Source organism: Massilia sp. CT11-108 (assembly GCF_047302915.1).
GTDB classification, from domain to species: Bacteria; Pseudomonadota; Gammaproteobacteria; order Burkholderiales; family Burkholderiaceae_D; genus Telluria; species Telluria orientalis.
Map to the genome: position 1 here is coordinate 1 of NZ_JBKYMO010000122.1, position 13140 is coordinate 13140.

General features: G+C 64.6%; 12 protein-coding genes and 1 pseudogene. 9 read left to right on the forward strand and 4 right to left on the reverse strand.

Annotation, left to right across the window (positions count from 1 at the left end; genetic code table 11):
- The 3 genes from ACEN88_RS12360 to ACEN88_RS12370 form a co-directional block, all read left to right on the forward strand.
- A partial coding sequence (locus ACEN88_RS12360) for a glutamate-cysteine ligase family protein (protein WP_413339937.1) occupies positions 1-831 on the forward strand: 831 nt, incomplete at its 5' end.
- On the forward strand, positions 828-1490 hold the full coding sequence (locus ACEN88_RS12365; RefSeq protein WP_413339939.1) for a response regulator transcription factor: 663 nt from the start codon (positions 828-830) through the stop codon (positions 1488-1490). The genes ACEN88_RS12360 and ACEN88_RS12365, both read left to right, overlap by 4 nt.
- Entirely contained in the window at positions 1466-2851 is a 1386-nt protein-coding gene (locus tag ACEN88_RS12370; RefSeq protein WP_413339941.1) for an ATP-binding protein, read from the forward strand. The genes ACEN88_RS12365 and ACEN88_RS12370 overlap by 25 nt, the downstream gene beginning before the upstream one ends.
- Before the next feature lie 177 nt (positions 2852-3028).
- On the opposite strand, the gene ACEN88_RS12375 is transcribed toward ACEN88_RS12370, so the two are convergent.
- Positions 3029-3490: a DUF305 domain-containing protein gene (locus tag ACEN88_RS12375; protein WP_413339943.1), complete on the reverse strand. Its 462-nt coding sequence runs from the start codon at positions 3488-3490 to the stop codon at positions 3029-3031.
- 766 nt (positions 3491-4256) lie between these two features.
- Positions 4257-4412, reverse strand: a pseudogene (locus tag ACEN88_RS12380) (transposase); the annotation flags it as partial.
- 166 nt (positions 4413-4578) lie between these two features.
- Here ACEN88_RS12380 and ACEN88_RS12385 point away from each other — a divergent pair.
- The 6 genes from ACEN88_RS12385 to ACEN88_RS12410 are packed head-to-tail and all read left to right on the forward strand — an operon-like array spanning position 4579 to position 10058.
- A complete protein-coding gene (locus tag ACEN88_RS12385) occupies positions 4579-5631 on the forward strand; it encodes a glycosyltransferase (protein ID WP_413339945.1) in 1053 nt (350 codons plus the stop codon).
- A gap of 22 nt (positions 5632-5653) precedes the next feature.
- On the forward strand, positions 5654-6646 hold the full coding sequence (locus ACEN88_RS12390) for a hypothetical protein (protein WP_413339947.1): 993 nt from the start codon (positions 5654-5656) through the stop codon (positions 6644-6646).
- Positions 6643-7398 carry a hypothetical protein gene (locus ACEN88_RS12395; protein WP_413339948.1) on the forward strand — a complete coding sequence of 252 codons (756 nt, stop codon included), beginning with the start codon at positions 6643-6645 and terminating at the stop codon, positions 7396-7398. Before ACEN88_RS12390 ends, ACEN88_RS12395 begins: the two co-directional genes overlap by 4 nt.
- Positions 7398-8504, forward strand: coding sequence for a hypothetical protein (locus ACEN88_RS12400; RefSeq protein ID WP_413339950.1), 1107 nt, complete (start codon positions 7398-7400; stop codon positions 8502-8504). Before ACEN88_RS12395 ends, ACEN88_RS12400 begins: the two co-directional genes overlap by 1 nt.
- On the forward strand, positions 8501-9103 hold the full coding sequence (locus tag ACEN88_RS12405; RefSeq protein WP_413339952.1) for a phosphatase PAP2 family protein: 603 nt from the start codon (positions 8501-8503) through the stop codon (positions 9101-9103). The genes ACEN88_RS12400 and ACEN88_RS12405 overlap by 4 nt, the downstream gene beginning before the upstream one ends.
- A complete protein-coding gene (locus ACEN88_RS12410; RefSeq protein ID WP_413339954.1) occupies positions 9090-10058 on the forward strand; it encodes a fatty acid desaturase family protein in 969 nt (322 codons plus the stop codon). Before ACEN88_RS12405 ends, ACEN88_RS12410 begins: the two co-directional genes overlap by 14 nt.
- A gap of 69 nt (positions 10059-10127) precedes the next feature.
- Here ACEN88_RS12410 and ACEN88_RS12415 read toward each other — a convergent pair whose 3' ends face one another.
- Positions 10128-12395, reverse strand: a complete 2268-nt coding sequence (locus ACEN88_RS12415; protein WP_413339955.1) for a hypothetical protein — start codon at positions 12393-12395, stop codon at positions 10128-10130.
- Positions 12396-12587: 192 nt separating this feature from the next.
- Positions 12588-13140 (reverse strand): hypothetical protein (locus ACEN88_RS12420; protein WP_413339957.1); only part of this gene is annotated, 553 nt, incomplete at its 5' end.

The window sequence follows — 13140 nt, forward strand, 5'->3', positions numbered from 1 at the left end:
ACATCCTGCCAGCTGCGCAGCGCGGGCGGCGGCACCCATCCGGTCCGGACAGGCGGCAGGCAACGCAACCATGCCGCGGGCTTCGGCATGCACGTCCAGATCGGTGCGCCGAGCGCCGACGAGGCGGTGCGCATCGGCGCCTGGCTGAATCAGCGCGCGCCACTGTTCATCGCGCTTTCCGCAAGCTCGCCGTACTGGCGTGGGCAGGACTCGGGCTTTTGCAGCGCACGCAACAACGTGGCCGGTAGGTTCCAGGGCAGCGGCATGATGCCGCCCGCGCTGCGCAGCTGGCAGGATGTCGTGCAGCATGTCGCGCGTCTCGCGCGATACGGCCTCGCCACGCGCGTCGAGGACGTCGACTGGGACGTCCGTCCGGATCCCGGGAATGGGGCGGTCGAGCTGCGCGCGCTCGACGCGCCTTTGCGTCCGGCCTATGCCGTGGCCCTCGCGTGCTACGCGCGCGAGTTGTGCGTCGAAGTCGCGGAACGCCCCGGCAGCTGGCCCTGCCGGCGGGCCGCCGACGTGTATCCATGGAACCGCTTCAACGCCACGCGGCGCGGCGTGCTGGGCGCGTGGATCGACCCGTGCACGCGGAAGAAACACAGCATAGCTCACGTGGTGCGAGACGACCTCGCCCGCCTGGCGGCACGCTCGGACGATCCGGACTTCCCGGCCGCGTGCGTATTGATCGATGAGCTGCTGCATAATGGTGGACAGGCACGCTGGCTGACCGCGCACATGGCCGCCGGCGCCCGGCCGGATGACCTGGCGCGGCTGGCGAGCACGATGTTCGACAGCCCGGTGGTGCCCGCATGGAAAGTGGAACGATGAGAGTATTGCTGGTGGAAGACGATCCCATGATCGGCAGCGTCGTGCAGCACGCGCTGCGCGACGCCAGCTACGCGGCCGACTGGGTATGCGACGGCGAAGCGGCGCTGACGGCGCTGCTGGTGCATGAGTACGCGCTGGTCCTGCTGGACCTGAACCTGCCCCGCATGGACGGCATGGAGGTGCTGCGCCGCATCCGCGCGGCGCACAACGGCGTTCCGGTGCTGGTGCTGACGGCGCGCGAAACGACGGAAGACCGCGTGGCCGGCCTCGACGGCGGCGCGGACGACTATCTCGTCAAGCCGTTCGCGATGAGCGAACTGCTGGCGCGCATGCGCGCGCTGAGCCGCCGCGCCGAGGGTACGGGCAGCACCGTGCTGGGCAACGGCATCGTCGAACTCGATCCCGCGACCCACGAGGCGCGCGCCGGCACGGCGACCGTGCGCCTGACGGCGCGCGAATTCCCCCTGCTGCAGGCGCTGCTCGTACGACCAGGCGCCATCCTCTCCCGCCTGGAACTCGAACACAGGGTCTACGGTTGGAACGAAGAGGTCGAGAGCAACGCGATCGAGTTCCTGATCCATTCGATCCGCAAGAAGCTGGGCAGCGACATCATCAAGAACGTCCGGGGCGTTGGATGGATGGTCGCGAAGGGCCGTTGACGGCGTCGTTGCGCTTCAGGCTGTCGCTGTGGATCTCGGCGGCCATCCTGATCGGCGCCGCCGTCGCCGGCCTCTACTCCTACATGGCCGCCACCGCCGAGGCGCACCGCGGCCAGGACACGCAGCTGCGCCAGGTCGGCTACCTCATCAGCAGACTGGACGCCGTGCCGACATCGCCGATGGCGCGCGAAAACGTGGGCGACGTCGATTTCGACGCCCGCCTGGTCGTGCGTTTCATCGACGCGCCCGGCACGCGCATTCCCGAACCGGAAAGGCCCCCGCGTTTCGGCCCGTCCCTGCCCGACGGGTTGCAGACGGTTGCCATCGGCGACGAAACCTGGCGCGTCTTCGTCCGCACCAACGCGAAAGGCGTACGCGTCGCCGTCGCGCAGCAGACGGCGGTCCGCGACGCCGCGGCCCGCTCGAGCGCCCTGCGCACCGTGATGCCCATCCTGTTCCTCGGTCCGGTCCTCATCCTGCTGGCGGCGCTGCTGGTGCGTACGATGTTCCTGCCCCTGCAAAGGCTGGCCGTACAGCTCGGCAAGCGCCGCGGCCACGACTTGCGGGAACTGGACCGGACGCCGCTCCCGTCCGAGGTGTGGCCTTTCGTCAGCGAGATCAACAAGCTGATCGCCCGCACCGCGCGCGCGCTGGCGCTGCAGCGGCGCTTCATCGCGGACGCGGCGCATGAACTGCGTTCGCCGATGACGGCCATGTCGCTGCAGGCGGAACGCCTGGCGGCGACCGAGATGCCGTGCGAGGCGCGCGCCAGGCTCGACGCGCTGTCGGCGGGCCTGGCACGCACGCGCATCCTGCTCGACCAGTTGCTGACGCTGGCACGCTCCCAGGAGGGCGGCGGCGAGCCGTTGACGCAGGTACCGTTGCAGAAGGCGATCCAGGAAGCCTTCGAGGACCTCGTGCCGCTGGCGGAGGCCAAGGCGATCGATCTCGGAATGGTAGGCGATGCCGATGCGTCGGTTACGGGGCGCGCCATGGACATCCGGATCCTCGTCAAGAATCTCGTCGACAATGCGATCCGCTACACGCCGGAGGGCGGACGCATCGACATCCGCGTGACCGCCGCGAGCGACCGCATCGTTCTCGACGTCGACGACACGGGACCGGGCATCGTCCCCGCCGAGCGCGAGCGCGTGTTCGATCCGTTCTACCGCGTGCTCGGCAGCGGCGAGATCGGTTCGGGCCTGGGGCTCGCGATCACGGCATCGATCGTCGACCGGATCGGCGCGACGATCTCCCTGCTCGACCGGCCGGACGGCGAGCGGGGGCTGCGCGCCCGCGTGATTTTCCCCGCCGGTGTGCATGGCCAGGCAGGTCCTCGACGTACCACTTCATCAGCATGACCATCGCCGCGGCCGTCACCGGTGCGGGCCGCCATCACGCTCGACATAACAAGCGAAGATCAGGCGCAATTTGGGCCGTCGCGCCCATCTTGCCGCACTCTTCCGCGCAGCGCCGGCACGCGACGGCCAGACGTTACGTCGCCCAGCGCCGTTATCCGGGCCGATTCTGCAAAACGCTCAGTGTTGCGGCCCTCTACGTTCGATATCGGCAATCAACGCCTCCGTCTCCGCAATTTCCTTGCGCTGTGTAGCGGCGATGCCATCGGTCAGTTCGCGCACGCGGGCATCGCGCATTCGGACGCGTTCGCTCGTCATGATCGCAATCGAATGGGGCGGAATCATCGCCCGCATGTAGGAAACGTCGTCGACCGTCGCCTGGCTGCGCACGAACCACAGCGACACTGCAAAGATCACGCAGGCACCCACGAAGATGGCTACATTGCACCGCCTGTCCTCGTACATGCCCAGTATGAAACCCAGCATCACGATTGCCATCGCCGCACCCATCACCAGTGCCATCCCCGCCCGAGTCTGGCTAAAGTGGACATGCGCGATTTCGTAGGTATTCAAATACATCAGGTCAAACATGACGAGCGTGGAACAAGCAATCATCCAGCCAAAGCGGGTATAAGTAGCCATGTATCCCTCCAGATAAAATTGGGCAAATATTCTTGCTTTCAATGCATGCAAGGATAATAGGGTGAATCGCCGGTTGGTGGCGTACGGGAGTCTCAGCTTATGCGTCGGCCGGACATGGAGTCGCCCCCCGGCTCTTCCGCAGAATGCATCGTCCGCTACGTCAGGTCTGTCATATTTACCGTCCACACGAGCTCGTCGAACCAGTACTCCAGGGTAACGTTGTACCGCGCCGCGGCAGAGCTCCGGTTCCACTCTTAAACACAGGCAGATTCAAGTTCAGCGACCGCATCGGACACGATCGTTCCCGATTACAGGCTTCGTATTGGCTGTGAAGTCCGGGCCCCAGAAACACAAAAGACCCGCAGTTCTCGGAGCTTGCGGGTCTCATGAACGTTAAAGATCACTCAAAACAATTGTCCTGGCGGAGGCGTAAGGGTTCGACTACATCCTGGAGGACCACGCACGCGCAAGCATGTGCGTAGCTTCGAATCTCACCCGCAGGGCACGCGGGCGCCGTGCTCGTCTGTTCTATTCCGGAAATCGGGATTGGGGCCGCCAGTGTAACTGACGGGTGCCCTCCCACACGACCCCGGCATGCGGGTCCGCACCGGGCGGTTCGAGAAGTTGGGATCACGTGAGTCGTGGCATGCCAAGACGATCAAAATAGGCTATCGTCAGTATCCGGTTCAAAGCTTGCGCACTGTTGCGCCACCAGCGTCGGCTGCTGGCTGCGACAACCCGGGCCACATCGGTACTGGCGCCGAGAGACCGCTGTTCCTTGATTGCGAAGTTGACGGCGCCAAGTATAGAACGTTTGCTCTGTGATGCCGCTCTCGCGGGTCAGCTCTGACACCAGCCTGTTCTGTGGCGTCATCATCTGCCGCAGGAGCACTTCTTTCCGTTCTGCTGAATACCGCCTCACACGATCTCTCTTGCCCGTCCCCGAAACGTTTTACTTCATCAGATGACGCGACAATTATTCCGACACCGGGGGACGACGCAGATCAAAGGTTACGCCATCCGCCCTTGCCGCCCGGAATATGTTGCACTAATGTGCAATATTCCATAGGAAACGACGAGGAGTTGGGATGCACGGAAGCGAGACCCCGGTTGAAGCAGTCCGTTCTATCGCATCGAGAACTGCACTCATCCTTGAAACGAACAACCTGCGCGGCGGCGGCAATGTCGAAGAGGCGCTGGCGAGCCTGAAACGTATCGTGGCCCGCCTAGCGCTGCAAACCGTCGCACCTGCCACGCTGGCACAGTGGATCATTACGCACGACGGTATCGATGCTGCCGCGCGTGCCGAAATCGTCCGGCTCGCGGGCCGGATTATCGACTTCGTCCCCATCGACGCCAGCGACAGCTATTACGAAGCCAAGAACGCCGGCTTCGACTACGCTGACCCCGAGCGCTGCGATTACGTGGCATTCTGTGACGCTGACTGCAATCCTGCAACGCGGTGGCTCGAGCACCTGCTTCTCCCGTTCACGGCACCTGCAGAGGATGCCCCGCTTGTCGTCGCCGGCCGTACGAGCTACTCGTCAAGCGCATTCGGCGTCGCGCTGACGTCCATCGACTTCATGTACTTCCCAAGTACGCTGGGAACTGGCGCGACCAGCAATTTCTACGCGAACAACGTCGCATTCCGGCGCGAGGTCTTCGACAAGTATCGCTACCAGGAATTGCCGGGCGTCTATCGCGCCCACTGCCAGGTCATGGGCATACGTCTGCTCGCCGACGGCATCAAGCTGCATTATGCCGTGCACGCACACACCGAGCACCGGCTACCCGACACGCGTCGCGAGCTGTTCAAATTGCGGTGGATTCGTGGGGAGGACAGCGTCAGCCTAACGCCCTACCTGGTGCGTTCGCAGCTGCCCAGCTCGTTCCAATGGCTCGCGCGCAGCGGCCCGATCGGTCCGGGGTGCGTCATGGCCGCCCGCCTGTTCTACAGCCTGAAGGCCCTCAACCGCCAGGATCTGCCGCCCTTGCGCGGGCTGCAGCGCCCGCTGAGCGTGTTGTTGCTGCTGGGCTTGTCGGCAATCGATACATGCGGCGCAATCACGCGCTCCCTCGTTGCCATATTTTCGCCAGCGCCGGACCGAAAGCTCGAAGCGCTGTCTTATCACCGTCACTAATCCATCGACCATGGGGATGAGCATGAACGAATTTTGCAGGGTGGCCTCGCGCGCAGCGATTGCTACGCTCTTGCTGTATGGCGTGAACGTCGCCGCCGCCCCGATCGAACTGAGCGGGCGCGGGGTATACCATTTCGCGTCCGCCAGCGGTTGTCCGGCTGGCGGCGACGCTGCGGAAAACGCCGACTGCAACCGCATCGCGGTCGACCTCCCGGCGGCAAAAGCGGAGGTTGATACGACGAGTCGACAGATTCGCTTTTCGAGCGGGCCGGTCGGCAAGGACATCGTCGTCGGCGACGTGCTGCTGCAAGGAAGCGGCATCGCGACGGACGGGCAGCGCGTGCCGTTGAGCCTACATGTGCTGGTACGGCGCAAGGGCGAGCAATGGGAGATGGAGACGTATGTCCATGCGCCCGTCGAAGGCAACTTCTCCCAAGTGTCGATGGACGCGTACGAGATCGTCGTGCGGGACGGCCCGCATGCGCACACGATCATGGCCCCGGCGGAAGTCGGCAAACTGTTTGCGGACCCGTCGTTGAGAAAACGGCTGGCACGTTCGGTCGTCTCGGTCAGGTCCAGCGACAGCGGCGATCCGGAGACGGCCGGGATCACGGTCGGATTAGGCTTTGGAAAGGTGTCGAAGTCTCTCCTGCGGGCAGGCTTCAAAGCGACCGGCACAAGCAGCCCCGTCGGGGTGGACCAGGCTTTCCGGAGCGGAAACTGGGAAATCAAGCTCGACGCACTGAGTAGCCACATTCCGCGCTGGGTCGTGCAGCGCGAGCTGTTTCTGTTCGGCCTGGAAAACCAGCCCGTTTTGCGCGCAGTGCAGGACAGCGGCTTCAAGAAGCATGATGCGCTCGCGTTTGGGGCCCGCGATGGCAAGGGCTACCTCCGCTTCAATGGCCGCGAAACGCCCTTCGACGGTGCAGTCCGTTCGGGGCACGCCTTCATGCAGGAAAGCTTCATGGGGCTGATCCTCGCCTGGCAGCGCGACCAGAGCCTGCCGAAGTCATGACTCTCCCGCGCCTCGCTGGCGACAGCCCGGCCGGTCTGGCGAACGTCGCGGACGCCCTTGCGGCCCCGCCTGCGACGCATGGCTGGCCAGCGCTACAGGCTTGGCTCGTCGATCGTATCAAGCGGCGCGCGCTGCACCACCTGCACGCGAGTGCGCTGGGCGAGCGGCTATTGCTGAGCATGTACCTCGATGCCGAAGAGGCGTCTCTGGACATCCTGCGCGGCCAATTACATCTCGACGGGGATGGCCAGATGACCCGCCAGATCACCCAGCACCTCGAGGAAGAAGACATCCATACGGTCCTGTACGCCGCGGCGCTGGACGCCCGGGGTCCGCGCCTTTCTTCTCGTCGCGTTCCGGCCGGGCTAAGCCGGCGCAAGCTTGACCGCTGGGGCCGGGTGGCGCGGAAGCACGCGCCGTCGTTCGCCCACGGGTCCGTCGTCCTGTCCTACGCAACGGTGCTGTGCGCGGAACAGATGGCCGTGCGCATTCTGCAGCGCCACTGCGAAGCGATCGGTGCCGGACACGCCCTGTACCCGCTGTTTTCCCAAGTATTGGCGGACGAACGCCGACACGTACGCCTGTGTGCCCATACGCTGCACCGCCTTGTGGCGCCCGCCGAGATGCCGTGCCTGGCACGGGTCCTGGCCGAAGTGCGGAAGATCGAGACCGGATTCGCCATTTCAGGTGCAATCGCCCTGTATGCGGCAGGCCTGGCCTTGCGCATCGCGCCTGGGAACGGTCCCCGGTAATGCCGCGCATTCTGTACCTTGCCACGGCCGATGCGCGCGGCCACTTGATGCGGGCGCAACTGCTTGTGCATGCGTTGCGCCAAGCCGGCGCGGACGTCGACGTGATGACGACCTCGCACGCTGGCTGCGCATTCCTGCGCGGATTCGGCATACAGGCGCGCATCCTGTCGCATGACTACGCGATGCAGTTCGACCCCCGCCAGAACATGCTGCGCCAGGCATCGAACCGCAATGTGGCCGGCTATATGGCGAATCCGACGAAGATACTGCGCGATATCTGGCGGCTACAACGCGCGCTGCGCGCCAACGACCTCCTGATCAACGACTCGTTCCACCCTACCGCAATCGTCATGGGCATGCTGCCACCATGGCGCAGCAAGGTCGTGCACGTGTATGGCGGGAGTCTGCGCGAGGCTGTCCTCGGCAATTTCGATGGCATCGGCCCCGCGTTTTTCGGCCCCTTGTTCCGGCGCTGCGTCGGCTGGCAGATCGACGCGGCGCGAGCGCGCTTCGAGCACGATTTCGCGTATGCCCTGGGCGACGCTGTCGACGTCCGCGATCATCGGCTGCCGACACCTGTCGCGATCGCCGGGCCGCAGCCCCGCTTGGGCCGGGCAGAGGCGGCCGTCTACCTCAACCCGCATTTCCGCGACACCGCCCTCGCTGATGCCTTGTGCGCCGGAATTGCAGACGTAGGCCTGTCGGCACATCGCGTCGGCGAGGGCTATGCCGCAAGCCGTGACTGGCTGAGCGTCGACCCCGACTGGGCCACGCATGCGGCCCATGCTGACGTGATCGTGTCCGCGCCAGGCATGGCGGCACTGTCGGTGGCTACGGTTTATGGCCGGCCGATCGTGCTCGTGCTCACGGACCAGCCCGAACAGGCCAGCAATGCGAGACGCGCCATGCAACTGCGCATCCGGCACCGGACAGTTACGTGGCGCGGTGACGCACTCGACTTTCAGCGCCAGGTCGCTGCGGCGGTGGCCGTCCTGGCAGCCGGCGCGCCCGTATCGGCCACGCTGGCGTCCGGCGTCGCACAGGCGCAAGCCCGGGTCGACGCGTGGACCGACCGCCTTCTCGCGCTGTGCGCGACGCCGGCATGACGCAGCCTACGCGGCAGGCATTGACCGCCTTCGGCGGCATGGCCATCGGACTGGCCATGTTCGTGATCATCGAGCGCCTGGTAGTGCCGCGCTATGACTTTGCCACGCCGGCGGACAGCGCGATTCCATTCGTTCCTCTGACCTGGCCGATCTACATGCTGTTCTTCCCGTTTATCATCGCAATGTCGGCGCTCGCCCGAGAGCGGGACTTCGACAGCTTCAGGTGCGCGGCTACCATGGCGTTCCTCCTGAGTTTCGTCTGCTTCGTGTGGTTCCCGGAGGAGATTCCCCGCCCCGACCAGGCGACGATCGACAACGCGTTCCTGCGCCAGCGCCTCGCACGGCTGTGGATGATGGACCTGGCATCGAACGGCTGTCCGAGCCTGCACGTCAGCATTACGTGCCTTGCGTGCCGGATGGTCTGGCCGACCCCGCATCGCTGGTACGTCGCCGCGACGGGTGTCCTCATCTGCCTGTCGACGCTGACATTGAAGCAGCACACCCTTGCGGACGTGGCCGGTGGCCTGTCGATGGCGCTGCTGTGCGCCGGGCTCACGGCAAGGCTGAAACGACAGGAGGTGTTCCATGGCGCCACGTGAGGCAAATTCCAGCGGTACCGAAGTACGGGGCCGCTTCATTCCCGACGCCCTTCTTTATCGTTCGCGGCCATGGCGCGGACTGGCCGCGCTGGCAGCTGACTGGGCGTTGATCGCGGCCGCGTTCTCGGCCGCGCTCCTGTGGCCGTCCCTGCCGACCTACGTGCTCGCCGCCATCGTGATAGGACGCACGCAACTCGCGCTGGCGGTAATGATGCATGAAAGCGCCCACGGCCTGCTGCTTCCGTCGCAAGCGGCTAACGACGCCGTCGGGCAGGCGTTCGCCGCCGGACCGTTGTGCCTGTCGCTCAAGACCTACCGGGCCGGCCACTTGAAGCATCACCATGCGCCGATGCGGTTCGATGACCCGGTGGCGATCATCTTCGGCGTCAACGACTACCCGATCGGGCGGCGCGAGCTGATCCTGCGGTTGGTCGGCGACCTGTTCGGGGTCGGCAATCTCGTGACCGCAAGAAAATTCATGCGCGGCGATTTCCGGGGCTTGGTGCCTGCCTTCGACAACTGCGCGCGCCATAAGGCGTGGGAACTGTCTACGATGCTGGCCAGTAATGGCCTGATCCTGGGCGCGCTGGCTGCGTGTGGCCATGCATGGTTGTATCTCGGCCTTTGGACCCTACCGTCGCTGACCTTGCTGCAGTTCTTCGGACGCATCCGCGCCATCATGGAACATGCAGGGCTGCCGGAATGCGAAGACCAAAGCCGCAACGCCAGGACGATCGTCCGCCCATCCTGGCAAACCTTCCTGTTCGGCCCGCACGGGATTCATTACCATATTGAACATCACCTATTCGTGCGCATCCCCTTCCATGGTTTGGGCAGGGTGCATCGGCAGTTGGTCGACCAGGGACTGCTGCCGGAGGCGAATCTGTACCCTGGATATCTTGGGGTCTTGCGCGATGTAAGTTCAACGCCGAGCGAGGAGCGCCAGAGCAAGTGATTACGCCAACCTGATGGTTGGAGTTCCCAACGCCAGGCCCGCGACATTCTGTTGCTGCACCGCGTCGGGTCACTTCCAGATGCGCCACCATGGTCGGCTGGCGCGGAGCCGCCGTTCGCATTCCGCTAAATCGTGCAGTGCATAGGTGCGCTCCTCGCGCCCCCATTCGTCGCAAGGGTAAGTCTGAGTGAGTGCTTGTCGGTACAGAGCTAGGGCACGCTCTAGTTGGCCGGCCCGGCCGAGGCAGCTGGCTGCCATGCGTGTGGCCATTGGCCGGTCGGCGGCGCACAGTTCGAAGAGCACCGCCTCCAGCCTCGCCAGCGCGTCGGCTTCCTGGCTGTAGCCCATGTAGTAAAGGGCAACGCTCATGGTGTCCCAGTAATCGCCAGCATGCTCGGATCGTTCATCCTCGCCAAGCGAGTCCCACCATTCGTCCAATCGCTGCAACCAGACAGCAATCTCCGCCCCCCGTTCCTGGCGATGCAGGCATTTGGCCAAGTCATAGATGTAGCGAGCTGGCGAGTGGCGCGAATAGCCACATTCGGCCGCGAAGTGCCAGAGTTTCTCCGCGGCGTCGATGGCGCCAGGGTCATCTTGCAGCAAGAACAGGCAGTGCATCACCCCGTCGTAGTGTTCGGCGAAAGCGCTCGCTGCGATGCCCTTTCGGTGCAGTGCGATCGCGGCGTGGGAATCCGATGTGTTGATGCGGTAGTGTATCGCCAGGTTATTGCACAGCATGGAGTAGACATGCACGTCCGCATCGCGGTACATGCCCTGTCCGGTCGCGAAAAAATGTTCGAACTGCGCCGCGCCGCGCTCGTAGTAACGCGCTGCCAGTGCGTCCACCGCCTGTTTCGGCCAGCCGCTGCCGAGCGCCAGCTCGTCGCGCGTGTCGTATTGCAGTTCGACGCCGATGTGATAGCACCACCCAGCGCAGGCCACCTCCACGAACGGCATCTGCAGAGCGCGCTCGACGCCATGGAGCCGCATGCGGCATTCCCAGATTTTCGGCACCACTTGAGACGACGCCAGCTCGGGGTTGCGTGCCGCCGACTCCAGCAGCGGCAGGGCGGCAGCGTAGTCTTGCGCATTATCGATCAGGTACAAACCTTGGACGGCGTCGATGGCAGATAGCGCCAAATCCGCCGCGCGCGCCAGCCGCATGTGGGTTTCGAAGAACTCGGTCGGGTCTTCCTGGCCAACGACCCACCTGGTTGCGTCGACGATGCTGGCCCAGGCCAGCGCCAGGGGCCAGTATGGGCTGCCGCTCGCCCCAGTATCGGCCAGCTGCGCGAGCGCGACCCGGCAGGCGTGATCGAGCGATATGGCCCGTTCGTTGAACGCGCATTCGAATGCCAGTTCGGCTGCTTGGCTCTGCTGGCCAGCTTCGAGCAGCCAGTCGAGTACGAGTGCGCTGAATGCATCATCGTCGTCACAGGAAAGCGCGTAACGACCAGCGCGTGCCGCATCCAGCGCCTCCGCAAGTGCTCCTTGCTGATACAGTGCGCGCGCCTGCACACGCGCTGCGCGAATGGCGATGTCGCGACGTCGGGGCAGCGGCAACGTGAAAGCGCCCGCCAGTGCATGTACTCGTTCCACGATGGCAGCTACGCCCTGCGGCATCAACGTCACAAGGCTGTCGCCCAAATACAGCCAGTCCTCCGCATCCAGATCTTGCTCGGGCCCGGCCTCCTGGAATGCATGCATGGCCTCGGCGGCTGCGGCCAGCGCCTGTACGCTTGCGCCTTCGCGCGAGTAGCTGTGCGCACGCCAGAGTTCCGCACGACCCTTGTCGTATGCGCGGTAGGGCGAGCGCGTCGCCTGCGCGCACTGGTAAGCATGGCGCCCTTCGATGCAGCGCCGCTCCAGTTCAAAGAGGCCCGCGCGGACGGCGAGCGAGCCGAGATAGCTCCATGCCTCCTGCGACTGCGCGTCGTGCGGCATGCTGCGCAGCAGTGCGTAGGCTGCCTCTGCGTGGAGAAGCACGCGCGCCGGGTTGTCGCTCAGCACCTCGACCCGGGTCAGGGCAAGCGTCAGTTGCGTGTCGTCGTACTCGTCACCCGGCACGGCGGCCAGCACGGCCTGTCCGTCCTGGTCCAGCACCTGCAAGGCGGCATCCGGCTCGCCTGCGCGGCTCCAAAGATTGGCAAGCCGGCGCACGCTCTCGATCGTGTCGGCGCGGTACTGGTGGCGCTGCATGGCAGAGCGTAAGTTGCCTCGAATGATAGGCGGCGCCAGTTCGCTCTGGAGCTGCTGCTCGAGTGCCTCTTCGGTTTCGTCGAGGAATGCTTCCAGCGCGCTGGCGCTAAGGGTAGAAGGCGTCATGTGGATGGGCATGGGTGCTCACTAGAGTCAGCTACGGACGGGTGCCGCAGCACTGAAGGTATGCAGGTGCATGTCATGATTGGCACATAGAGAAGATTGCCAAGTCATTACCAGACGGCAGTGCCCCAGCCGGGCTGAAACCCGCCGCCGGGACAGCCGGGCGGCCATGCAATGTGTCTAGAGGCCAACCGCAGTCCCCCTGTATTAGTCCCCCGATGCGTGCTCCGGCCGCAACTCGAGCACGAACCGGCCGTGTTCGATCGACAGGAAGCGCCGAGTATCGGGTGCGTCGCCGAGCCAACTGAAGCGGATTACGTCGTGCTTGGCATCCACATCGAGCGCGGCACGGGGCGTGCCCTCCTCCGCCCCGGGAATCCGGGGTTCGAATGACTCGAGGCAACTGCTGATGAGGAGGTTATCGCTTTGCCTTAGCGTGCGCCCACTGCTGGTGATCAACAACAGCCTGTGCTCTTCGCCCGCGCCGCAGTAGCCCTGCCCCATTGACAGCGGTCTGGACATCTCCTGAGTCAGCACGACGTAGTAGTGAAGGCCGTCCCGATCGACTACCATGAGCTGCTCGGCCGTGTAAACCCGCTGCAACTGGTCGGCAAGTGTCCGCTCTACCTTGTAGAGGTCATGTCTTGATCCGCCGCGCGCGGTTATTCCGCGGTGACTAAGTATGTAGTGGTCTAATTTGCCCGGACACCTCGATAGGTGGACAATCCACCATCCGAGGAGTTTTACATGACAAGGCAGC

Bases quoted from the DNA above. Each gene is read 5' to 3' on its own strand.
- ACEN88_RS12365 (WP_413339939.1), top strand. From the start codon at position 828: ATGAGAGTATTGCTGGTGGAAGACGATCCCATGATCGGCAGCGTCGTG.
- ACEN88_RS12405 (WP_413339952.1), top strand. From the start codon at position 8,501: ATGACGCAGCCTACGCGGCAGGCATTGACCGCCTTCGGCGGCATGGCC.
- ACEN88_RS12390 (WP_413339947.1), top strand. From the start codon at position 5,654: ATGAACGAATTTTGCAGGGTGGCCTCGCGCGCAGCGATTGCTACGCTC.
- ACEN88_RS12370 (WP_413339941.1), top strand. From the start codon at position 1,466: ATGGATGGTCGCGAAGGGCCGTTGACGGCGTCGTTGCGCTTCAGGCTG.
- ACEN88_RS12385 (WP_413339945.1), top strand. From the start codon at position 4,579: ATGCACGGAAGCGAGACCCCGGTTGAAGCAGTCCGTTCTATCGCATCG.
- ACEN88_RS12375 (WP_413339943.1), bottom strand. From the start codon at position 3,490: ATGGCTACTTATACCCGCTTTGGCTGGATGATTGCTTGTTCCACGCTC.
- ACEN88_RS12410 (WP_413339954.1), top strand. From the start codon at position 9,090: ATGGCGCCACGTGAGGCAAATTCCAGCGGTACCGAAGTACGGGGCCGC.
- ACEN88_RS12400 (WP_413339950.1), top strand. From the start codon at position 7,398: ATGCCGCGCATTCTGTACCTTGCCACGGCCGATGCGCGCGGCCACTTG.
- ACEN88_RS12415 (WP_413339955.1), bottom strand. From the start codon at position 12,395: ATGCCCATCCACATGACGCCTTCTACCCTTAGCGCCAGCGCGCTGGAA.
- ACEN88_RS12395 (WP_413339948.1), top strand. From the start codon at position 6,643: ATGACTCTCCCGCGCCTCGCTGGCGACAGCCCGGCCGGTCTGGCGAAC.